Source organism: Bradyrhizobium sp. SRS-191 (genome assembly GCF_024586915.1).
In the GTDB taxonomy this organism is placed as follows: domain Bacteria; phylum Pseudomonadota; class Alphaproteobacteria; order Rhizobiales; family Xanthobacteraceae; genus Bradyrhizobium.
The window spans coordinates 1-19,752 of the sequence record NZ_JANBVS010000035.1 but is presented as its reverse complement, the minus strand read 5'-3'; the positions used below and the strand labels follow the sequence as shown (position 1 = coordinate 19,752).

General features: G+C 65.3%; 18 protein-coding genes. 6 read left to right on the top strand and 12 right to left on the bottom strand.

Annotated features, from left to right (window positions below; translation table 11 throughout):
- Positions 1-614: 614 nt before the first annotated feature.
- From NLR35_RS33415 to NLR35_RS33400, 4 genes are all read right to left on the bottom strand, one after another.
- Entirely contained in the window at positions 615-1,841 is a 1,227-nt protein-coding gene (locus NLR35_RS33415; protein ID WP_257170802.1) for a threonine ammonia-lyase, read from the bottom strand.
- Between the two features lie 113 nt (positions 1,842-1,954).
- A complete protein-coding gene (argC, locus tag NLR35_RS33410; RefSeq protein WP_257170801.1) occupies positions 1,955-2,944 on the bottom strand; it encodes an N-acetyl-gamma-glutamyl-phosphate reductase in 990 nt (329 codons plus the stop codon).
- 10 nt (positions 2,945-2,954) lie between these two features.
- Complete coding sequence (locus tag NLR35_RS33405; RefSeq protein ID WP_257170800.1) at positions 2,955-3,605, bottom strand: FMN-binding negative transcriptional regulator; 651 nt, start codon at positions 3,603-3,605, stop codon at positions 2,955-2,957.
- A gap of 233 nt (positions 3,606-3,838) precedes the next feature.
- Positions 3,839-4,369, bottom strand: coding sequence for a DedA family protein (locus NLR35_RS33400; RefSeq protein ID WP_257170799.1), 531 nt, complete (start codon positions 4,367-4,369; stop codon positions 3,839-3,841).
- A 271-nt stretch (positions 4,370-4,640) separates the two neighbouring features.
- On the opposite strand from NLR35_RS33400, the gene parE reads away from it, so the two are divergent.
- The 4 genes from parE to NLR35_RS33380 all read left to right on the top strand — a co-directional run bounded on the left by parE (position 4,641) and on the right by NLR35_RS33380 (position 8,926).
- Complete coding sequence (parE, locus tag NLR35_RS33395; protein ID WP_257170798.1) at positions 4,641-6,716, top strand: DNA topoisomerase IV subunit B; 2,076 nt, start codon at positions 4,641-4,643, stop codon at positions 6,714-6,716.
- 240 nt (positions 6,717-6,956) lie between these two features.
- On the top strand, positions 6,957-7,739 hold the full coding sequence (locus NLR35_RS33390; RefSeq protein WP_257170797.1) for an outer membrane protein: 783 nt from the start codon (positions 6,957-6,959) through the stop codon (positions 7,737-7,739).
- Between the two features lie 203 nt (positions 7,740-7,942).
- A complete protein-coding gene (locus NLR35_RS33385; RefSeq protein WP_257170796.1) occupies positions 7,943-8,128 on the top strand; it encodes a hypothetical protein in 186 nt (61 codons plus the stop codon).
- 30 nt (positions 8,129-8,158) lie between these two features.
- Positions 8,159-8,926, top strand: coding sequence for an SDR family NAD(P)-dependent oxidoreductase (locus NLR35_RS33380; RefSeq protein ID WP_257170795.1), 768 nt, complete (start codon positions 8,159-8,161; stop codon positions 8,924-8,926).
- Positions 8,927-8,936: 10 nt separating this feature from the next.
- Here the strand turns inward: NLR35_RS33380 and NLR35_RS33375 are convergent, their stop codons facing one another.
- A complete protein-coding gene (locus NLR35_RS33375) occupies positions 8,937-10,430 on the bottom strand; it encodes a caspase domain-containing protein (RefSeq protein ID WP_374940878.1) in 1,494 nt (497 codons plus the stop codon).
- 490 nt (positions 10,431-10,920) lie between these two features.
- Here NLR35_RS33375 and NLR35_RS33370 point away from each other — a divergent pair, with 490 nt between their 5' ends.
- Together NLR35_RS33370 and NLR35_RS33365 are read left to right on the top strand one after the other, a co-directional pair.
- Positions 10,921-12,399, top strand: a complete 1,479-nt coding sequence (locus NLR35_RS33370; protein WP_257170793.1) for a DEAD/DEAH box helicase — start codon at positions 10,921-10,923, stop codon at positions 12,397-12,399.
- A 343-nt stretch (positions 12,400-12,742) separates the two neighbouring features.
- Positions 12,743-13,810: a GGDEF domain-containing protein gene (locus tag NLR35_RS33365; RefSeq protein WP_257170792.1), complete on the top strand. Its 1,068-nt coding sequence runs from the start codon at positions 12,743-12,745 to the stop codon at positions 13,808-13,810.
- Between the two features lie 28 nt (positions 13,811-13,838).
- Here NLR35_RS33365 and NLR35_RS33360 read toward each other — a convergent pair whose 3' ends face one another.
- The 7 genes from NLR35_RS33360 to sufB all read right to left on the bottom strand — a co-directional run.
- Entirely contained in the window at positions 13,839-14,417 is a 579-nt protein-coding gene (locus tag NLR35_RS33360; RefSeq protein ID WP_257170791.1) for a TfoX/Sxy family protein, read from the bottom strand.
- Positions 14,418-14,542: 125 nt separating this feature from the next.
- On the bottom strand, positions 14,543-14,932 hold the full coding sequence (locus tag NLR35_RS33355; RefSeq protein ID WP_257170803.1) for an iron-sulfur cluster assembly accessory protein: 390 nt from the start codon (positions 14,930-14,932) through the stop codon (positions 14,543-14,545).
- Between the two features lie 61 nt (positions 14,933-14,993).
- Positions 14,994-15,365 (bottom strand): SUF system Fe-S cluster assembly protein, encoded by a 372-nt coding sequence (locus NLR35_RS33350; RefSeq protein ID WP_006614814.1) that lies wholly within the window; start codon positions 15,363-15,365, stop codon positions 14,994-14,996.
- Positions 15,362-16,609, bottom strand: a complete 1,248-nt coding sequence (locus tag NLR35_RS33345; protein WP_257170790.1) for a cysteine desulfurase — start codon at positions 16,607-16,609, stop codon at positions 15,362-15,364. Before NLR35_RS33345 ends, NLR35_RS33350 begins: the two co-directional genes overlap by 4 nt.
- On the bottom strand, positions 16,606-17,928 hold the full coding sequence (gene sufD / locus NLR35_RS33340; protein ID WP_257170789.1) for a Fe-S cluster assembly protein SufD: 1,323 nt from the start codon (positions 17,926-17,928) through the stop codon (positions 16,606-16,608). Before sufD ends, NLR35_RS33345 begins: the two co-directional genes overlap by 4 nt.
- Before the next feature lie 24 nt (positions 17,929-17,952).
- Positions 17,953-18,705: a Fe-S cluster assembly ATPase SufC gene (gene sufC / locus NLR35_RS33335; RefSeq protein ID WP_257170788.1), complete on the bottom strand. Its 753-nt coding sequence runs from the start codon at positions 18,703-18,705 to the stop codon at positions 17,953-17,955.
- Positions 18,706-18,825: 120 nt separating this feature from the next.
- Positions 18,826-19,752 (bottom strand): Fe-S cluster assembly protein SufB (sufB, locus tag NLR35_RS33330; protein WP_257170787.1); only part of this gene is annotated, 927 nt, incomplete at its 5' end.

The window sequence follows — 19,752 nt, the reverse complement described above, 5'->3', positions numbered from 1 at the left end:
GAGGCCGGCCGATCTCCGGTCTACAAAAAAGACAGTTGCTCCCTGGTGCGCCGGGCTTTTTGGCCACCATGCTCTGCGCGACGCCCAAGGCGTCATTGCAAAGGAGACACCAGCTTCGGGGTGTCAGGACCACGCGACTTGACCGGTCGTGCATCGCCGTTCGTCCGCGCAAATCGCTTCACGCTGCGTCGACACACGCCCATCGCATCCCACTGCCAACGTCTCGTGACGGTCGCGACACGCCCCTCATGCGGCAGCAGGACGAGCGGAAGCATCCGCCTGATTTGCCCGACACGACAAGGCGCGCAGCGTGCGACATCGTAACGCGACGGGCAGTTTGCGCATGCGGCACATACGCGGATTGCCCGTCGGGCGATGGTTGGTCCGACAGGCGCGCGAGCATTCTTGCTCGCCTGGACGCAGCCCAAAACTCCGCCGTCGTCGCGGCCTTCGCCAGGCGAACGCCGGGACCCGTACCGCGGACGCTATCGAGGGACATGGCTGTGAGTTACCTGCCTCATCTCCGCCGGTGGTTATGGGTCCCGGCTCAAGGCCGGGACGACAGCGGAGGTTTTGGCGAGACCACGCCCCTGCGGCGTCAAAGCAGCTGATGCTCAGGTGCAGCGCGCCTTGAAACTGGCCGCCACGAGCTTGGTCATGACATCATTAAGATGGGCCTGATCGCGCGTCTCGATCACCAGTTCGAGCAGGGTTGCCTTGGCCGGCAGGTCCGAGAACGTGCGCTGATGTGACACCTCGATGATGTTGGCGCCGGCGTCTGCGAGCAGCGTCGAGACGGCGGCGAGCTGTCCCGGGCGGTCGACGATGTCGATCGACAGCTGCGTCAGGCGCCCCTCGCGGGCCAGCTCGCGCGTCAGCACCGAGGCGATCAGGCGGGTGTCGATATTGCCGCCACTCAGCACAAGCCCGACGTTGCGGCCTGCAAACTGAGCGGGATGCGCCAGCACCGCGGCGAGTCCGACGGCGCCCGCGCCTTCAACGACCGTCTTCTCGATCGAGATCAAGGTGGCCAGCGCCCGCTCGATCTGCGGTTCGGTCACGAGCAGGATGTCGTCGACGAGATGGCGGATGATCTCAGTCGTGATCCGGCCCGGCGACTTCACCGCGATGCCCTCGGCCAGCGTATCGCCGCGCATCGGCAGGCCACTGCTGTTGATCGCGTTGAACATCGACGGATAAAGCTCGGCCTGCACGCCGACGATGCGCAGCCCCGGTTTGATCGCGCGCGCCGCCACGGCCATGCCCGAGATCAGGCCGCCGCCGCCGATCGGCACGACCAGCGTGTCGAGCTCGGGCACCACAGCCAGCATCTCCAGCGCGACCGTGCCCTGCCCCGCGATGATCAGCGGGTCGTCGTAGGGATGGATCATGGTCATGCCGTGGGCGGCCCCGTGCTCCCTGGCGAAGGCGCCCGCCTCCTCCAACGTGGCACCGGATATGACGACCTCGGCGCCGTGCCGTTTGGTGTTCTCGATCTTCACCATCGGCGTGCCCACGGGCATCACGATGGTCGCGGGGATGCCGAGGCGGCGCGCATTATAGGCGACGCCCTGCGCATGGTTGCCGGCGGACATCGCGATCACGCCACGCTCTCTCTGCTCGGCCGACAGCGCATTGAGCCGGTTCAGCGCGCCGCGCTCCTTGAACGAGGAGGTGAACTGCAGGTTCTCGAATTTCAGCCAGATGTTGCAGCCGCAGATCTCGCCCAGCGTCCGGCTCTGGTTGCAGGCGGTCGCAAGCACCGCGCCGCCGATCGTGTCCACCGCGGCGCGGACATCATTCACGGTGACGGGCAGCGCGTTCAGGTCATAGGCGGTCATGGGTCTGCCCAGCTTTGCGTGCGACGGTGCACGGCGAGGCCGACGGATGGTCGGCCTCGCATGATATCGTTTTCGGATCATGCCGGCCGCTTGCGCGGCCGGGTCGATCGATCTCAGCCGAGATCGGGAAGCCCGAGCATCAGCCGCATGTTCTGCACGGCCGCGCCCGAGGCGCCCTTGCCGAGATTGTCGAGCCGCGCCACCAGAACGGCCTGATGATGCTTGTCGCTGGCGAACACGTAGAGCTCGAGCTGATTGGTCTCGTTGAGCCCCTCGGGCTCCAGCTTGCCGCTCTTATTGGCCCCGCTCTCAAGCGGCATCACCGAGACGTATTTGCTGCCGACATAGTGCTTTGCCAGTGCCGCGTGCAGATTCGCTCCCGAGGGCTTGCCCGGCAGCGTGTCGAGCTGCAGCGGAACCGAGACCAGCATGCCCTGCCGGTAGTTGGCGACGGAGGGGATGAAGATCGGCCGCCGCGTCAGCTTGGAATAGAGCTGCAGCTCGGGAAGATGTTTGTGCTCGAGGCCAAGACCATAAAGCTCGAAATGCGGAGCCGTGCCGGCCTCATAGGCCGCGATCATGGTCTTGCCGCCGCCGGAATAGCCGCTGACGGCGTTCACGGTGATCGGATAGTCCTGCGGCAGAAGGCCGGCGTCGACCAGCGGCCGCAGCAGCGCGATGCCGCCCGTCGGATAGCAGCCGGGATTGGAGACCTTGCGCGCGTTGCGGATCTTGTCGGCCTGGTCGGCGGCGAGCTCGGGAAAGCCATAGGCCCAGTCCGGCGCGACGCGATACGCGGTCGAGGCGTCCAACACCTTCGGCGCCGACGCGCCCATGCTGTCGACCAGCGCGACCGTCTCCCTGGCCGCATCATCCGGCAGGCAGAGGATCACGAGATCCACCTCGGCCATCAGCGCCCGCTTGGCGGCGGGATCCTTGCGCTTGTCCTCGGCGATCGTCTTCACGACGATGTCGTTCTGATGGGCGAGCCGCTCGGCGATCCCGAGGCCGGTCGTGCCCGAACCGCCGTCGACGAAGACGGAGCGAGCCGCGGTGCCGCTTGCGGTCTGGGCTTTCGGCGGATGGCTATCGATCACGGACATGACACGCTCCTTAGGTCTGGGGTTCGCCGGCAAAGGCCTGGGGCCGTGCCTGCCGCATGAGAGAGGAAATCTGTTGCGAGCCGATGTCGGGCTGCTCACCGAGCCTTGTTGCAACGGCTGCGTAGTCGGCCTCGGACTTGTGCTGGTTGAGCTTGAAGCTGCCCTCGACCGCGTCGATCGTCATGACGATTCCAACGATCGCCTTGCGCATCGCCTCCAGCCGGCCCGCGGTCATCTTGTCCGAGGTCCACGGCGTCTTCGGCAACAGCCATTGCTCGAACTTGGCGCTGAGCGCGTCGGCCTGGGCCGCCAGTTCGGCATCGGACAGGACTCGCGAAGGGCCGGTCAGATGCACCGCCTGATAGAGCCAGGTCGGCACCTGCTCCGGCGAGACGTACCAGTCGGCCGAGACATAGGCGTCGGGGCCGTTCACGGCGAGCAGCCACGGCGTCGTGCCGTCGGCGAGCTTCGCCAGCGGATTGTTGCGGGCAACGTGGAAGAACGCCTGCGGCGTGCCGTCCTTCAGCGCGCCCAAATGGAAAGGCAATGACGACGCGATCGGCTTGCTGCCGTCCCACGCGCAGACCGTGCCGAAGCCGCGCGCATCCGCGAAGCCGAGGCTCGCGGCGCGGTCGGGCTTGAAGGGCGGTGGCGTGTACATCGGTCACTCCTGCTGGACGAAGGAGCCGCCTGATCGATCACGCTGCAAGGGGAAGGTCTGCCGCGGGACCGGATCCGGCGGCAAGGGGGATGATCTAAGCGCAGATCATCGCCCGTACCGCGAGGGTACGACGGCGCATGTCGGCGATGAAAATGGTCGCTGCGTTGATCATGGGCGCAGGGCTATAAGGCCGCGCGGTTCCTGCGTCAAGGTCGCAACTCGCCGGGCGCGTGTCAGACCGTGCGCCACAGCCATTCCATGATGCGGCCGATGATATCGCCGAACAGCAGCAGCACCGCGGACCACACCAGCGCCGAGACGAAATTGGCGATCTGAAACATCATGTAGGGCATCTCGAAGATGCCCGCCGCCAGCGGCACCGAGGCGCGCAATGGCCCGAAGAACCGGCCGATGAAGATGCTCGGCACGCCCCAGTCGCGCACGAAGGCCTCGCCGCGCGGCAACAGCTCCGGATAGCGCGACAGCGGCCACATCTGGGCGACGCGGTCCTTGTAGCGGTAGCCGAACCAGTAGGACACCCAGTCACCCAGCGCGGCGCCGATGCCGCCGGCCAGCCACACCGGCCAGAAGCTGATGCCGGTGGCGCCGATCAGGGCGCCGATCGCCACCAGGGCGCCCCAGGCGGGAATCAGCAGCGAGATGAAGGCCAGGGACTCGCCGAAGGCCAGCAGCAGGACGACAGGAGCAGCCCAGGCCTGATGGTCGCGCACGAAATCGGCAACCGCGCGGCCAAAATCTTCCATCTGCTCGACGCCTTTCCTGCGACCCGGCTGTAAGTGCTTGAAGCCCTTCGCGGTTCCCTGCCGCCGACTGGTACGCCACGGAGCGGGGCAACTTCAAGTCACAACAACCGGCTGCGGCGCGTGAACATGCGCGATCGAAACGATCAAATGCTGCCGTTTGCTGCAGCTCCCTCTCAAGGCGGTGTTTCCAGGATCATTGTCTTATGCCGGTCCATGGCATAGTCAGGCGCAACGATTCGTTCCATCTGGCGCAAGCGCGACATCAAATTCCATGGGTAAGCCGTTGAAATCAGCTGCAAAAGCCAAAGCCAAGGGGGTCGTCGACCCGCTTGCGGCATTCGCCGCCAAGGGCAAGGCGCCGACCAAGGGCCAGGCTAAGCCAGCCGCCCGCGCGGGCGGTTCCGAGGGCGAGTACACCGCCCGCGACATCGAGGTCCTCGAGGGCCTGGAGCCGGTGCGCCGCCGCCCCGGCATGTATATCGGCGGCACCGACGAGAAGGCGCTGCACCATCTGTTCGCCGAGGTCATCGACAACTCGATGGACGAGGCGCTTGCCGGCCACGCCACCTTCATCGAGGTCGAGCTCGACGCCGAGGGGTTCCTGACCGTCACCGACAACGGCCGCGGCATTCCTATTGATCCCCACCCCAAATTCCCGAAGAAGTCGGCGCTCGAAATCATCATGTGCACGCTGCACGCCGGCGGCAAGTTCGACTCCAAGGTCTACGAGACCTCAGGCGGCCTGCACGGCGTCGGCATCTCCGTGGTGAACGCGCTGTCGACCCGGCTCGAGGTCGAGGTCGCGCGCAACCAGAAGCTCTACCGCATGATCTTCGAGCGCGGCCACCCCAAGGGCAAGCTCGAGGAGGTCGGCAAGGCCCCGAACCGGCGCGGCACCCGGGTGCGATTCCAGCCCGACCCGACCATCTTCGGCGCCAAGGCGACGTTCAAGCCGCAGCGCCTGTTCAAGATGGCGCGCTCCAAGGCCTATCTGTTCGGCGGCGTCGAGATCCGCTGGAAGTGCGATCCGTCGCTGCTCAAGGGCATCGAGGACGTCGAGCCCGAGGCGACCTTCCACTTCCCCGGCGGCCTGAAGGACTATCTGGCCGCTGCGATCCACGCCGACACGCTGGTCCACCCCGACATCTTCGCCGGCAAGTCCGGCCGCACCGGCGGCCATGGCGGCTGCGAATGGGCGGTCGCCTGGACCGCCGACGCCGACGGCTTCCTGTCGTCCTACTGCAACACGATTCCGACGCCCGACGGCGGCACGCATGAATCCGGCATCCGCAGCGCACTCCTTCGCGGCCTCAAGGACCACGCCGAGCGCGTCGGCCAAGGCAAGCGCTCTGCCAACATCACCTCCGAGGACATCATGGCGGGCGCCGCCATCATGCTCTCGGTGTTCGTGCGCGAGCCTGAATTCCAGGGCCAGACCAAGGACCGTCTGGCGACCGCCGAAGCCCAGCGCATCGTCGAGCAGGCGGTGAAGGATCCGTTCGATCATTGGCTGTCCGGCAATCCGGTGCAGGCGAACAGGCTGCTCGACTTCGTCGTCGAGCGCGCCGAGGAGCGCATCCGCCGCCGCCAGGAGAAGGAAACGGCGCGCAAGACCGCGACCAAGAAGCTGCGCCTGCCCGGCAAGCTCGCCGACTGCACCGACGCCGGCACCGAAGGCTCCGAGCTGTTCATCGTCGAGGGCGATTCGGCCGGCGGCAGCGCCAAGCAGGCGCGCGACCGCAAGAAGCAGGCGGTGCTGCCGCTGCGCGGCAAGATCCTCAACGTCGCCTCGGCCGGCAAGGACAAGCTGACCGCCAATGCGCAGCTCGCCGATCTCGTGATGGCGATCGGCGCCGGCACCGGGACGTCGTATCGCGAAGAGGATCTGCGCTACCAGCGCATCATCATCATGACCGACGCCGACGTCGACGGCGCCCATATCGCCTCGCTGCTGATCACCTTCTTCTACCGGCAGATGCCGCGGCTGATCGACGAGGGGCATTTGTACCTCGCCGTGCCGCCGCTCTACCGGCTGACGCATGGCAGCAAGACGTTCTACGCCCGCGATGACGCCCACCGCGACGAACTGCTGCGGCGCGAGTTCAACGCCAATGCCAAGGTCGAGATCGGCCGCTTCAAAGGCCTAGGCGAGATGATGCCGGCGCAGCTCAAGGAGACCACGATGGATCCGGCCAAGCGGACCATGCTCCGGGTCGTCCTGCTGGCCGACGATCGCGACGGCACGGCCGACTCGGTCGAGCGGCTGATGGGCACCAAGGCGGAGGCGCGCTTCGCCTTCATTTCGGAAAAGGCCGAATTCGCCAGCGACGAGCTGCTCGACGTCTAGCTTCTGACCCGATTTCGCGCCCCAATTGCAGGTTCCACGCCCTCGCGTGGGCCTGCTTTTGTTTTTGACTATCAAAGGCTTACGGAAATGATGGCGGTCCCGCACCGCACTTTCCCCTCTACTGTGGTCAACCGGCAACAGCTTTTGGGCACCAATCGGCTATAGTTCAGGCACATCAGGCGAGCGACTCGCCGCCACCTTCCGGTCTTTGCGACCCGCCGATCTCTTGGGGAATTGAATATGAAAAAGCTTTTGCTTGCAGCGACCGCGGTGATGGCCCTGACCGGTGCGGCTTCGGCTGCCGATCTGGCTGCGCGCCCCTATGCGAAGGCTCCGATGATGGCGCCGGTGGCTCCGAGCTGGACCGGCTTCTACATCTTCGGCGGTGCTGGTGGCGGCCTCTGGAATGCCGACAGCAACCTCAACACGGTTGGCGGTCTGGCGATCACGCGCGATCAGCGCCTCGGTGGCAACGGCTGGTTCGGCACGGTCGGCGCCGGTTACGATTGGCAGTTCAACGGCTCGTGGCTGGCCGGCGTGTTCGCCGATGGTCAGTTCGGTGACATCCGTGGTTCGATGACCGATCCGAACTTCGCCCTCGAAGGTCGCGAGAAGCTGCGCACCAGCTATGCCGCTGGTGTCCGCGTCGGCTACCTCGTTGCGCCGAACGTTCTCTCCTACGTCAATGGCGGCTACTCCGGCTCTGATTGGTCGGGTGCCGGCCTGTCGACCCTGGCTGCCGGCGGCGGCGCCGTCCTGGCGAACACGCCCTCGTTCCACCGCGACGGTTGGTTCATCGGCGGCGGTGTCGAGAACAACCTGAACATCTTCGGCATTTCCGCGCCGGGCTGGTTCATGAAGACGGAATACCGCTCGGCCTATTACGGCCGTGCAAGCCTCCCGGAGACGGCCGTCGGTGCGACTGCTCCGTTCCAGACCGTCACCTTCAAGCCCTGGGTGCAGACCATCAGCACCTCGCTGGTCTACCGTTTCAACTGGACCGGGCCGATCGCCAAGTACTGACAAGTACTGAGCGGTCCCCGCTCTGGTCAGATCGAAACTTACGACGAAAGCCCCGGTCAATCCGGGGCTTTTTGTTTTGGCCCGCGACCCGCTGGCCATTCGGCGTGTCGACCGCTAGCTTCCGCTTCACAAAACTTCACAAAAAAGGCGGCAGCGGCGTCTCCCATGCGGTCACGCCAGTCGACGAGGGAGAGCAAACGGCCATGCGGAGATTCCTGATGATCGGCGGCCTGCTTCTGCTCGCCGTCGGCCTGTTCTGGGTGGGTCAAGGCACCGGCGTGGTGGTCTGGCCCCGGACGAGCTTCATGATCAACCAGCTGCAATGGGCCGGCTACGGCGTCGGCATGGGGGCGCTGGGCTTGGTGATGATCTGGCAGGGCACCTGCTGACCTCTTTTTTCAAATTGTTGGAGACGATGAATGGCGGGCCGTTTCGACCTGAGGGGCAAGGTTGCGATCGTGACTGGAGGCAATGGCGGAATCGGCCTGGGCATGGCCCGCGGCCTCGCCGATTCGGGCGCTGACGTCGCCGTGGTCGGCCGCAACGAGGCCAAGTCGCAGGCGGCGGTGGCCGATCTCGCGGCCCGCGGCGTCAGCGCCATCGCGGTCGCGGCTGATGTCAGCAACAAGGACGCCGTCGCTGCGATGATCGAGCGCGTCCTGGAAAGCCTCGGCCGAATCGACATCCTCATCAACAATGCCGGCATGAGCATCCGCAAGCCGCCGCATGTGTTGGAGCTGGAGGAATGGCGCGAGGTGATCGACACCAACCTCACCAGCGCCTTCCTGTGCTCCAAGGCCGCCTACCCGGCCCTCAAGGCCAATGGCGGCGGCAAGATCATCAATATCGGCTCGATGCTGTCGATCTTCGGCGCCAGCTTCGCGCCGGCCTATGCCGCCAGCAAAGGCGGCATCGTGCAGTACACCCGCGCATGCGCCTGCGCCTGGGCGCCCGACAACATCCAGGTCAATGCGATTCTGCCGGGCTGGATCGACACCGACCTGACGCGTGCCGCCCGCCAGCAGATCGACGGCCTCCACGATCGGGTGCTGGCGCGCACGCCGGCCGCGCGCTGGGGCGGTATCGACGACTTCGCCGGCATCGCCACCTTCCTGAGCTCGCCCGCTTCGGACTTCGTCACCGGCACCGCGATTCCCGTGGACGGCGGCTATTCGATCATGGCCTGACGCCGGCGCTTCAGCGCCGGAAGCTCTTGATCTCGGAGATGCTGCCGTCGCGATAGGTCAGCTCGACCGAGACGAACTTCGTCGCCGGCGGCAGCTTGAGATAGGGCGTCGCGTTGGAGGGAATCGCGATGGGATCGCGCATGTCGCAGCCGGGCATGTTCAGCACCTTGTCCGGCACCGATGTGTCGATGCCGATGCGCACCTCGCGGATCGCGCAGCGATACGACATCAGGTGGGTGTAGTAGACGAGCAGTCCGTTGAAGTCGCGGAACGACAGCCAGCTGGTCGCGGTCATGTCGAGGATCTTGCGCTGATCGCGCACCAGCGCCGCCTCGGGCTCGAACCTGATCGGAAACGGCCCCTGCATCTCGCCTGATGCATCGACATAACGCACCTGGATCGTGCCGGCCGGCGCATCGGCCGGCAGCTGGATCGAGGGATTCGGCATGCGCTTGCGGGTGCGCGGATCGAGCACGTCCATGAAGCCGGTCTCGCGGAAGTCCCCGGCATCGCCCATCCGCCAGGAAATGCCGAGCGTCGGATCGGCGATCGAGAACGTGACCGTCCAACCGCCATTGTGGCGCGAGAACATCGCGATCGGCGCGTTCAGGATTTCGTTCGCCGGAGGAATCTTCGGTGCCGACACCGGCGGCAGCGCGGCGAGCTTCTGCTGCGGCTCGGCCGGCTTCTCCGCCGCAGGTGCCTTCGTCATCCCGTTGAGGAAGACGTCGTCGACCATCTGGTCGAAATAGACCGGGATCTGCTTGTGACGCACGGTTTCTGCGAGCTCGCTCACCGCGCGTCGGGTGCGCTGCGCCACCTGCACCAGGTTCACACCGGGCTGCGTCAGCTCCTTGGCGAAGGTGCGCGTGAACACCGAGTTCGGATTGGTGTCATCGTTCGAGAGCCGGTCGAGCGCGGTCTGCCGCGGCCCGGCCGAGAACACCGAGAACACGCCTTCGGGCAGCTGCGTCAACGGCGCCAGTCCCCCGCCGCCGGCGACCGCACGCGTGCCCGACCGCTCGAACGGATTGTTGCGGCAGGCGTCGAAGACCAGAATCGATGTCCGCGCCTTCTTGTTCTGCAGTCGCTCGATGATGCGGTCCGCGAGAATCGAAGCATCGCGCACCAGCTCCTCCTGCCCTTCGGTCGCAGCCGGCACGTCGGTCGGCAGCAGGAAGTTCTGGCCGGCGATCTCGAAGCCATGGCCGGCGTAGAAGAAGAACGCGGTATCGCCGGGCTCGACGGCATTGTCGAAGGCGAGCAGCGTCTGGCTGAATTGCTGGCGGTTCAGATTTTCCGCAACCATCACGTTGAAGCCGAGCTGCTTCAACGTATCGCCCATCGTCCGCGCGTCGTTGACCGCCTTCTGCAGCTTCGGGACGAAGCGATAGTCGTTGTTGCCGACGACGAGCGCGACGCGCTTCTCGGCATGGGCCGCCGGCGCCAGAACCATGCCCAGCACCACCAGCCCGCACGCCAGCCACGTTCGCATCGATCTCATCGTCTGTCCCTGCCCTCGCGTGAGGTCACCGCTTCGATAGTCGGTCCCATGATCTGACCGGTTCACGCAATCGGCCACCAGCCCCGGAAGGGCTCTACGCCATGATGCCGAACACACGCCGCAATTCCGTCGACAATTCGACGAGACCGCCCATTGGGCGCCCAGTCGCGACCTTTGGAGACCACGAAATACGACGCGCTGACGACGGTTTGCCCGCAAATAATGCAAAAACATTAAGCTTTTTCGGTACTTCGCTCCCCGCTTCCATTGACTTTGCGGATTTCGCCCCTATCTTCCGCACAGCGCGGCAAGGATAGGATCCGATTCCCACAGGAATGCGCCGCCGGTCAGCGTAAGTCAGAACACCCCCAGCTTCGTTAGAGCATGCCGTTTCGGGGTTGAACGCGACCACAGCCTTTTACCCCTCGATTCCTAACGGCGGCGTCGAATAGAGGCCCCGTCGCCTGTTGGCGCGTGACATAGAGGCTCGATGTCTTTTTCCAATCTCGGCTTGTCCGACAAGGTGTTGGCTGCAGTAGCGGCAACCGGATACACCACGCCTACTCCCATTCAGGAACAAGCGATTCCTCACGTGCTGTCGCGCCGCGACGTGCTCGGCATCGCCCAGACCGGCACCGGCAAGACCGCCGCCTTCGTCCTGCCGATGCTCACCATCCTCGAAAAGGGCCGCGCCCGCGCACGAATGCCGCGCACCCTGATCCTGGAGCCGACCCGCGAGCTCGCGGCCCAGGTCAAAGAGAATTTCGATCGCTACGGCGTCGGACAGAAGCTCAACGTCGCCCTGCTGATCGGCGGCGTCTCGTTCGGTGACCAGGACGCCAAGCTGACCCGGGGCGTCGACGTCCTGATCGCAACACCGGGCCGCCTGCTCGACCACACCGAACGCGGCGGCCTGCTGCTGACCGGTGTCGAGCTCCTGGTCATCGACGAAGCCGACCGCATGCTCGACATGGGCTTCATTCCGGACATCGAGCGCATCTGCAAGCTCGTTCCCTTCACCCGCCAGACCCTGTTCTTCACCGCGACCATGCCGCCGGAAATCCGGCGCATCACCGACGCCTTCCTGCACAATCCGCAGAAGGTCGAAGTGTCCAAGCCGGCCACGACCGCGATCACCGTCACCCAGTTGCAGGTGCCGTCGGGCCGCGAAGCCCATCAGAAGCGCGACGTGCTGCGCCGTCTGCTGCGCGAGGCCAAGGACCTCAAGAACGCGATCATCTTCTGCAACCGCAAGCGCGATGTCGCCATCGTGCACAAGTCGTTGCAGAAGCATGGCTTCAGCGTCGGTGCGCTACACGGCGACATGGACCAGTCGGCGCGCACGGCCGCACTCGACCAGTTCCGCAAGGGCGAGCTGCCGTTGCTCGTGGCCTCGGACGTCGCGGCCCGCGGTCTCGACATTCCCGAAGTCAGCCACGTCTTCAACTTCGACGTCCCGCATCATTCCGACGACTACGTTCACCGCATCGGCCGCACCGGTCGTGCCGGGCGTACCGGAACGGCGATCTCGATCGTCGCCCCGGCCGATCAGAAATCAGTCACCGCCATCGAGAAGCTGATCGGGCAGAGCATTCCGACCATCGAGGGCAACTACGAAGTTGCGGAGTCTTCGCCTGAAGACGAGCAACACGAGCGTCGTCCGCGCGACGCCTCTCGCCGCAGCCGGGGCAAGACCCCGCGCGAGCGCGAGCCGCGTGAGCCCCGTGAACGGGAGCCGCGTGAGCGCGAGCCGCGTCCCGCCGCGGCCTCGCCCCGCGCGGCACAATCCGAACCGTCGCGCTCCGCACCGTCGCGCCCCGCACGCAGCGATCAGCCGCGTCACGAGCAGCCGCGTCATGAGCAGCGCAACGAGTCGCGTCGGCCGCGGCGTGACCACGACAACGAGCCGGCCGATCATTCACATCTTCCGGCTTTCCTGCTGCGTCCCGTCCGCGCGCCGCTGCCGTGATCGAGCGAGAGTTCCCGGCTCATTAGTTCGCTTGGAACTCTCTCTCCCCGCTCCCTGGACTTCACATAAGTTAAGTGATCCATCGCATCACTCTCGCAGCGATGCTGCGGCTGCTGATGCCAAGCGAGCGAGTCCTGCGCAAAGCGGGCCAAACGCTTGCGAAACAGCACGCCTATGTAGCTCATTGCACATATGAACGACGGCCATGCTGTAAGCGCTGCTTGACGCTTCACCGTGACTCTACGGCCGTATTTACCCCTGGTTCACACACGTCCTTTAGCTTGGCCGGCATAATTTATTTCATTGCTGTGACGGCGACGCGGGCGATTGGGGAGAACCTGTGGTGGTCAATGCGCTTGACGAACACGAACGCACGCTCGCCTACGCCGAGGTCGCGCTCAGCCAGATCAAAACGCTGCGTCACTTGGCCAACCCGCGCAACTACGAGATCTGGTACGTCTACGCGACGGGCTACAACGCGCCGCTGAACGAGGTCATCAACGAGACGCTGTCGCGCAACGGCAAGCTGACGCAATCCGAGCTCGACCAGCTCTACGAATCCTACCTCACGCATCTCAAGACGTCGGACCGCATCGACAAGGTCGGCGCCCGCGTGGTCGGCGAGATCGACGATCTGATGGGCATGCTCACGGATGCTCTCGGCCGGACGGCGAGCTATGATGCGAGCCTCGCCGGCGCCGATCGCATGCTTGCATCGGCCAACAGCCGCGAGCAGCTCGTCGACATCATCGAGGCGCTCGCGCATTCGACCAAGCAGATGCGCGAGACCAACCGCGTGCTCGAGGAGCGCCTGTCGCTGTCCAAGGACGAGATCAGCGGGCTGCAACAGAGCCTCGAGGCGATCCGCGCCGAGAGCCTCACCGATCCTCTGACCGGCCTCGGCAACCGCAAATATTTCGATCGCATGATCGAGACGACGGTGCAGACGGGGCTCACCACCGGGCAGCCGCTCTCGCTGCTGATGTTCGACATCGATCATTTCAAGTCGTTCAACGACTCCTATGGCCACCTCACGGGTGACCAGGTGCTACGCCTCGTCGGCATGACCTTGAAGCATGCGATCAAGGGACAGGACATCGCAGCGCGCTATGGCGGCGAGGAATTCGCCGTCGTGCTACCGAACACCTCGCTCCGGCAGGCGCTGACGGTCGCCGACCAGATCCGCCGCGCGGTCACCGCCAAGGAGTTGAAGAAGAAGTCGACGGGCGAGATCCTGGGGCGCGTGACGATTTCAGTCGGCGTGTCGATGCTCCGCTCCGGTGATGACACCGACGCGCTGATCGAGCGTGCCGACGCCTGCCTCTACGCGGCCAAGCGCAACGGCCGCAATCGCGTGGTCTGCGAAACCGACCCTGAATACGCCGCAGAGACGCGCGGCCAGGTGGCATAACGGTCGCGCAACGCGTCCATCCTTGATCTCAGCCGCGCCTGCTTGATGAGGCGCCGGACGCACGAGCCCGCGGCGTTGCAGCTTTGCCGGTCGCTTTGGCGGCCTTCGCCTTCTTCGGCTTCGCCGGCGTCTTCTCGGCCGACGTCTTTCTCGTCGGGGTCTTTTCCGATCCGGACCGTTTCGGCGCGGTCTTCCTGGAGACGCCGGCCTTTCCAGCCGGGCCCTCCTTCCGTCCCGTCGACGGCTCGCGGCCCTTCCGGGACGTCGCACGCTGCTTCATCCGTTTGGCCAGCGCTGCCGTCTGCGCGGCGCCGAACGCCTCGCACGCCCACAGCGTGAACTCGTCGCTGTCGTCGAACAGATGCGCGGGGACCTGCCAATAGGAGCGAACCGTCATCGATCGCGCCCGTGTCTCGTAGGAGAACGGCTTGGAGCCTGCGGCTTCGAACTTGGCAAAGCTCGCTTCGTCCGCCCGCAGATAAAGCCCGCTGCGCAGCGCCAGAGCGAAGTTGATGCCATCAGCAGAGATGCCGAAGCCGGAGAACATCCGCCGGATCGTGACGGGTCCGAAGCCGGCGAACAGCTCCTCGAGATATTCGCGGTCCATCGCGGCGTGACCTCCGGCCTGGACGATTCAAAAACGCATGATGCGTTTGTCGTCCTGCCGAGGGCAGCCTGTCAATGTCGCGAACGCGACAGATGTGGCGGAGATGCCGGGTCGAAATCCGACGATCAGACTTCAGCGGGCTTCAGCTGCACCGACTCGCCGCAGCCGCAGGCACTGATCTGGTTGGGATTGTTGAAGACGAACTGGGCCTGCATCTTGTCGGCTTGGTAGTCCATCTCGGTGCCGAGCAGGAACAGCACGGCCTTGGGATCGACCAGGATCTTGACGCCCTTGTCCTCGACGACCTCGTCGGTCGGCCGGATATCGTGGGCATATTCGACCGTATAAGACTGGCCGGCGCAGCCGCCGTTCTTGACGCCGACCCGCAGGCCGATGATCTCGGACTCGGCACGCGCCGTCAGCTCGCGGATGCGCGTCGCGGCGGCGTCGGTCAGCCGCATCACCTGCGGACGGGGCCGCGGCTTGGGCTTGCTGGCGACTGGCGTGTTGGTCATATCGGTCATCTGGTCAATCCCGGCGGTGGATCAATGCCGCCCACCATTCAAACTTCGTGCCTCACCACATGTTGAGGACGAGGCGGGCCTCGTCGCTCATCCGGTCCGGCGTCCATTGCGGCTCCCAGACGATGTTGACGCTCACCACGCCCACGCCCGGGACACTGGCAATGGCGTTCTCGACCATCGTCGGCAGCTCGCCGGCCGCCGGGCAGTTCGGCGTCGTCAAGGTCATCACCACATCGACGCTGCGATCGTCCTTGATGTCGACCTTGTAGATCAGGCCGAGCTCATAGATGTCGGCCGGGATCTCCGGATCGAACACCGTCTTCAGCGCGGCGATGATCTCACCCGAGAGACGTTCGGTCTCCTCCGCCGGCAGCGCCGACTGCGTTTCGACTGACTGAGTTTTGACTTCGGCCGTGTCGGTCATGCAAACAAATCCCGCGCCTTGATCAGTGCCTGTGCCAGCTGATCGACCTCTTCCCTCGTATTGTACATGCCAAACGAGGCCCGGCAGGTCGCCGTGACGTTGAATCTCTCCAAAAGCGGCATCACGCAATGCGTGCCCGCGCGCACCGCGACGCCCTGGCGGTCGATCACGGTGGCGACATCGTGCGCATGCGCGCCCTTCATCTCGAACGAGATCACCGGCCCCTTGCCGTTGGCGGTTCCGATCAGCCTGACCGAGTTGATCTCGCGCAGGCGCTCTTGCGCGTAAGTGAGCAGATCGTGCTCATGCGCGGCAATGCGCTCCTTGCCGACCGAATTGACGTAGTCGATCGCGGCGCCGAGGCCGACAGCCTCGACGATCATCGGCGTGCCCGCCTCGAATCGATGCGGCGGATCGCCATAGGTGACGACATCGCGCGACACTTCTCGGATCATCTCGCCGCCGCCATTGTAGGGGCGCATGGCGGCCAGGAGATCGTATTTGCCGTAGAGCACTCCGATCCCGGTCGGCCCATACAGCTTGTGGCCGGTAAAGACGTAGAAGTCGCAGTCGATGTCCTGGACGTCGATCGCCAGATGCACGGCGGCCTGGCTGCCGTCGATCAAGACGGGGATGCCGCGGGCGTGCGCGATGCGAACGACCTCCTTCACCGGCACCAGCGTGCCGAGCATGTTCGACATCTGCGTGATCGCGACCAGCTTGGTCTTGTCCGTCAGCAGCTTCTCGAACTCGTCGATCAGGAAATTGCCGTCGTCGTCGACGGGGGCCCACTTGATCACGGCGCCCTGGCGCTCCCGCAGGAAGTGCCACGGCACGATGTTGGAATGGTGCTCCATGATCGAGAGCACGATCTCGTCGCCCTCGCCGATGTTCGGGCCGCCCCACGACGATGCGACCAGATTGATCGCCTCGGTCGCGTTGCGCGTGAAGATGATCTCCTCGCTACGCCTTGCATTGAGGAAACGGGTCACGCGCTCGCGGCCGCCCTCATAGGCCTCGGTCGCGGCGTTGGCGAGATAGTGCAGGCCGCGATGCACGTTGGCGTATTCGCTGGTGTAGGCCTGCGTCATGCGGTCGAGCACCGCGCGCGGCTTCTGCGCCGAGGCGGCGTTGTCGAGATAGACGAGCGGCTTGCCGTAGACCTGCAACGCGAGCGCCGGGAAATCCTCGCGGATGCGGGCGACGTCGTAGGATCCGTTGGCGACGGCCGGATGCGTGCTCATGCGCGCGCCTCCAGCCAGTCCTGGGCGGCCGCGATGACGCGCTCGCGCAGGCCGTCGTCCTCGATGGCCTCGATCGCTTCGCCGACGAAGGCCTGGATCAGCAGCGCCTGCGCCTGCTTCTCGGGCAGGCCGCGGGCGCGCAGGTAGAACAGCAGGCTGTCGTCGAGCGCGCCGGCGGTCGCGCCATGGCCACAGGAAACGTCGTCGGCGAAGATTTCCAGCTCCGGCTTGGAATCGGCCTCGGCCTCATCCGACAGCAGCAGCGCCCGGGTCATCATCTTGCCGTCGGTCTGCTGCGCGTCCTGGCGGACGATGATGCGGCCCTGGAACACCGAATGGGCGCGATCGTCGAGCACGGCGCGGAAGTTCTCGCGGCTGGTGCAGCCGGGCACGGCATGATCGACCACCAGCGTCATGTCGCCATGCTGCTTGTCGCGCAGCAGGTTGACGCCGTTGACGATCAGCTCGCTGGCTTCGCCCGCGAGCGTGAAGAACGCCTGCAGCCGGCTGACCGCGCCGCCGCTGGTCATGTTGAACAGGCTGAGCTTCGACTTGGCGCCGACCGTGAACAGCTCGGACGAGATGTTCACCGCATCAGCGGCGTCGCGCATCAGCCGGATGTGCGACAGCTGAGCACCGTCGCCAACCCAGATGACGGCCGTATCATTGGCTTGATAGGCCGCAGCGCCGTCGGCGGCGACGGACGTCTCGACCAGCGTCGCGCGGGCGCCCTGCCCGACCTTCACATGCGAGCGGCTGTAGCGCGCGGCCTTCGCCGCCGTCGCGACGTGAATGAGGTGCAGAGGAGCGGATAGCTGGGCACCATCGGCCACCGTGACCACGACGCCATCCGTCGCGAGCGCCGCGTTCAGCGACAGCATGGGATCGCTGGCCTTGGTCAGCAGCAGGTCGCCGCGAGCCTCGTTCGACTGCTCGTCCAGCACCGCGCGCAGCGTCCGCACAGTGACGCCGGCGGGCAACGCCGCCAAGTCCGACAGATCGGTCGCGACGACACCATCGACCAGCACCAGCTTGGCCGCGCCCTCGATCGCGACCGATGCGATCGCGGCCTTGGCCTTCGCCAAAGCTGCGGCCTCGGGCGCGCCGGCCAGCGGCAGCACCTCGCGCACCAGCGCGCGCAGGTCGGTGTACTTCCATTCCTCGATGCGCCGATGCGGCAGGCCGGTGCGCTCGAAAGCCGCAAACGCCTCGCGCCGGATCTCAGCCACCTTGCCGGCGCCGGGCAGCCGCCCCTGAGCGGCAGCAAACGCGCTGCTCGCCGCCGGACCGCTGTCGTTCTTCACCAAAGCTACGTTCATCACAGATCCATTCAGGCAGCGCGATCAGGCCGCGTCTTCGAACTGGGCGTAGCCGGACGCCTCCAGCTCGAGCGCGAGCTCCTTGCCGCCGCTCTTCACGACGCGGCCCTTCGACATCACGTGAACGACGTCGGGCACGATGTAGTTCAGCAGCCGCTGATAGTGGGTGATCACGATCATCGAGCGCTCCGGCGAGCGCAGCGCGTTGACGCCGTCGGCCGCAATGCGCAGCGCGTCGATGTCGAGGCCGGAATCCATCTCGTCGAGGATGCAGAGCGACGGCTGGAACAGCGCCATCTGCAGCACCTCGTTGCGCTTCTTCTCGCCGCCGGAGAAGCCGACATTGACGCCGCGCTTGAGCATGTCCTGAGGAATGCTGAGCTGCTTGGAGATCTCTCGCACCTTCTTCAGGAAGTCCGGCGTCGAATATTCCTCCTCGCCGCGCGCCTTGCGCTGGGCGTTCAGCGCGGTGCGCAGGAAGGTCATGGTGGCGACGCCAGGGATCTCGACCGGATACTGGAACGCCAGGAACACGCCCTTGGCGGCGCGCTCGTCCGGCGCCATCGCCAAGAGATCCTCGCCCTTGAACAGGATCTCGCCGCCGGTCACCTCATAGCCCGGCTTGCCGGCGATGACGTGGCTCAGCGTCGACTTGCCGGAACCGTTCGGCCCCATGATCGCGTGCACCTTGCCTGCGTCGATCGTGAGCGTCAGCCCGTGGAGAATCTCGCGCTCCTCGACGCGGACCTGAAGGTTCTTGATTTCGAGTAGTGCCATGGTTGTCTCTTCTGTCTGTCCCTCGTCCTCTCGGAGCGCCACAGGCGCGTCGCGCAGGACCGAGGCTCACAAAGCTGATGCTGGAAGAAGGCCGCTCAGCGGCCTTCTCACGAGGCGGCCTTAGCCGACCGATCCTTCGAGGCTGATCGAGATCAGCTTCTGCGCCTCGACGGCGAACTCCATCGGCAGCTGCTGCAGCACGTCCTTGACGAAGCCGTTGACGACGAGCCCGACTGCTTCCTCTTGGCTCAGGCCGCGCTGGATGCAGTAGAACAGCACGTCCTCGGAGATCTTGGACGTCGTCGCCTCATGCTCGAAGGTCGCCGAGGAGTTCTTGGCCTCGATGTACGGCACGGTGTGCGCGCCGCATTTGTCGCCGATCAGCAGCGAATCGCAGGCGGTGAAGTTGCGCGCGCCGGTGGCTTTCCGATGCGCGGTCACCAGGCCGCGATAGGTGTTCTGCGAGCGGCCCGCGGCGATGCCCTTGGAGATGATGCGGCTCGACGTGTTCTTGCCGAGATGGATCATCTTGGTGCCGCTATCGACCTGCTGGAAGCCGTTCGAGATCGCGATCGAGTAGAACTCGCCGCGCGAGTTGTCGCCACGCAGGATGCAGCTCGGATACTTCCAGGTGATCGCCGAACCGGTCTCGACCTGGGTCCAGGAGATCTTGGAGTTATTTCCACGGCAGTCGCCACGCTTGGTGACGAAGTTGTAGATGCCGCCCTTGCCTTCCGAATTGCCCGGATACCAGTTCTGAACGGTCGAGTATTTGATCTCGGCATCGTCATGCGCGACCAGCTCGACGACAGCCGCATGCAGCTGGTTCTCGTCGCGCTGCGGCGCCGTACAGCCTTCCAGATAGGAGACGTAGGCGCCCTTGTCGGCGATGATCAGGGTACGCTCGAACTGGCCGGTGTTGCGCTCGTTGATGCGGAAATAGGTCGACAGCTCCATCGGGCAGCGCACGCCCGGCGGCACGTAGACGAACGAGCCGTCAGAGAACACCGCGGAGTTCAGCGTCGCGTAGAAATTGTCCGAGGTCGG

Coding starts and splice junctions, on each gene's coding strand:
- NLR35_RS33345 (WP_257170790.1), bottom strand. CDS start 16,609: ATGAGCACGCATCCGGCCGTCGCCAACGGATCCTACGACGTCGCCCGC.
- NLR35_RS33355 (WP_257170803.1), bottom strand. CDS start 14,932: ATGACCAACACGCCAGTCGCCAGCAAGCCCAAGCCGCGGCCCCGTCCG.
- NLR35_RS33360 (WP_257170791.1), bottom strand. CDS start 14,417: ATGGACCGCGAATATCTCGAGGAGCTGTTCGCCGGCTTCGGACCCGTC.
- sufC (WP_257170788.1), bottom strand. CDS start 18,705: ATGGCACTACTCGAAATCAAGAACCTTCAGGTCCGCGTCGAGGAGCGC.
- sufD (WP_257170789.1), bottom strand. CDS start 17,928: ATGAACGTAGCTTTGGTGAAGAACGACAGCGGTCCGGCGGCGAGCAGC.
- argC (WP_257170801.1), bottom strand. CDS start 2,944: ATGTCCGTGATCGATAGCCATCCGCCGAAAGCCCAGACCGCAAGCGGC.
- NLR35_RS33415 (WP_257170802.1), bottom strand. CDS start 1,841: ATGACCGCCTATGACCTGAACGCGCTGCCCGTCACCGTGAATGATGTC.
- NLR35_RS33350 (WP_006614814.1), bottom strand. CDS start 15,365: ATGACCGACACGGCCGAAGTCAAAACTCAGTCAGTCGAAACGCAGTCG.
- NLR35_RS33375 (WP_374940878.1), bottom strand. CDS start 10,430: ATGAGATCGATGCGAACGTGGCTGGCGTGCGGGCTGGTGGTGCTGGGC.
- parE (WP_257170798.1), top strand. CDS start 4,641: ATGGGTAAGCCGTTGAAATCAGCTGCAAAAGCCAAAGCCAAGGGGGTC.
- NLR35_RS33390 (WP_257170797.1), top strand. CDS start 6,957: ATGAAAAAGCTTTTGCTTGCAGCGACCGCGGTGATGGCCCTGACCGGT.
- NLR35_RS33370 (WP_257170793.1), top strand. CDS start 10,921: ATGTCTTTTTCCAATCTCGGCTTGTCCGACAAGGTGTTGGCTGCAGTA.
- NLR35_RS33400 (WP_257170799.1), bottom strand. CDS start 4,369: ATGGAAGATTTTGGCCGCGCGGTTGCCGATTTCGTGCGCGACCATCAG.
- NLR35_RS33405 (WP_257170800.1), bottom strand. CDS start 3,605: ATGTACACGCCACCGCCCTTCAAGCCCGACCGCGCCGCGAGCCTCGGC.
- NLR35_RS33380 (WP_257170795.1), top strand. CDS start 8,159: ATGGCGGGCCGTTTCGACCTGAGGGGCAAGGTTGCGATCGTGACTGGA.
- NLR35_RS33385 (WP_257170796.1), top strand. CDS start 7,943: ATGCGGAGATTCCTGATGATCGGCGGCCTGCTTCTGCTCGCCGTCGGC.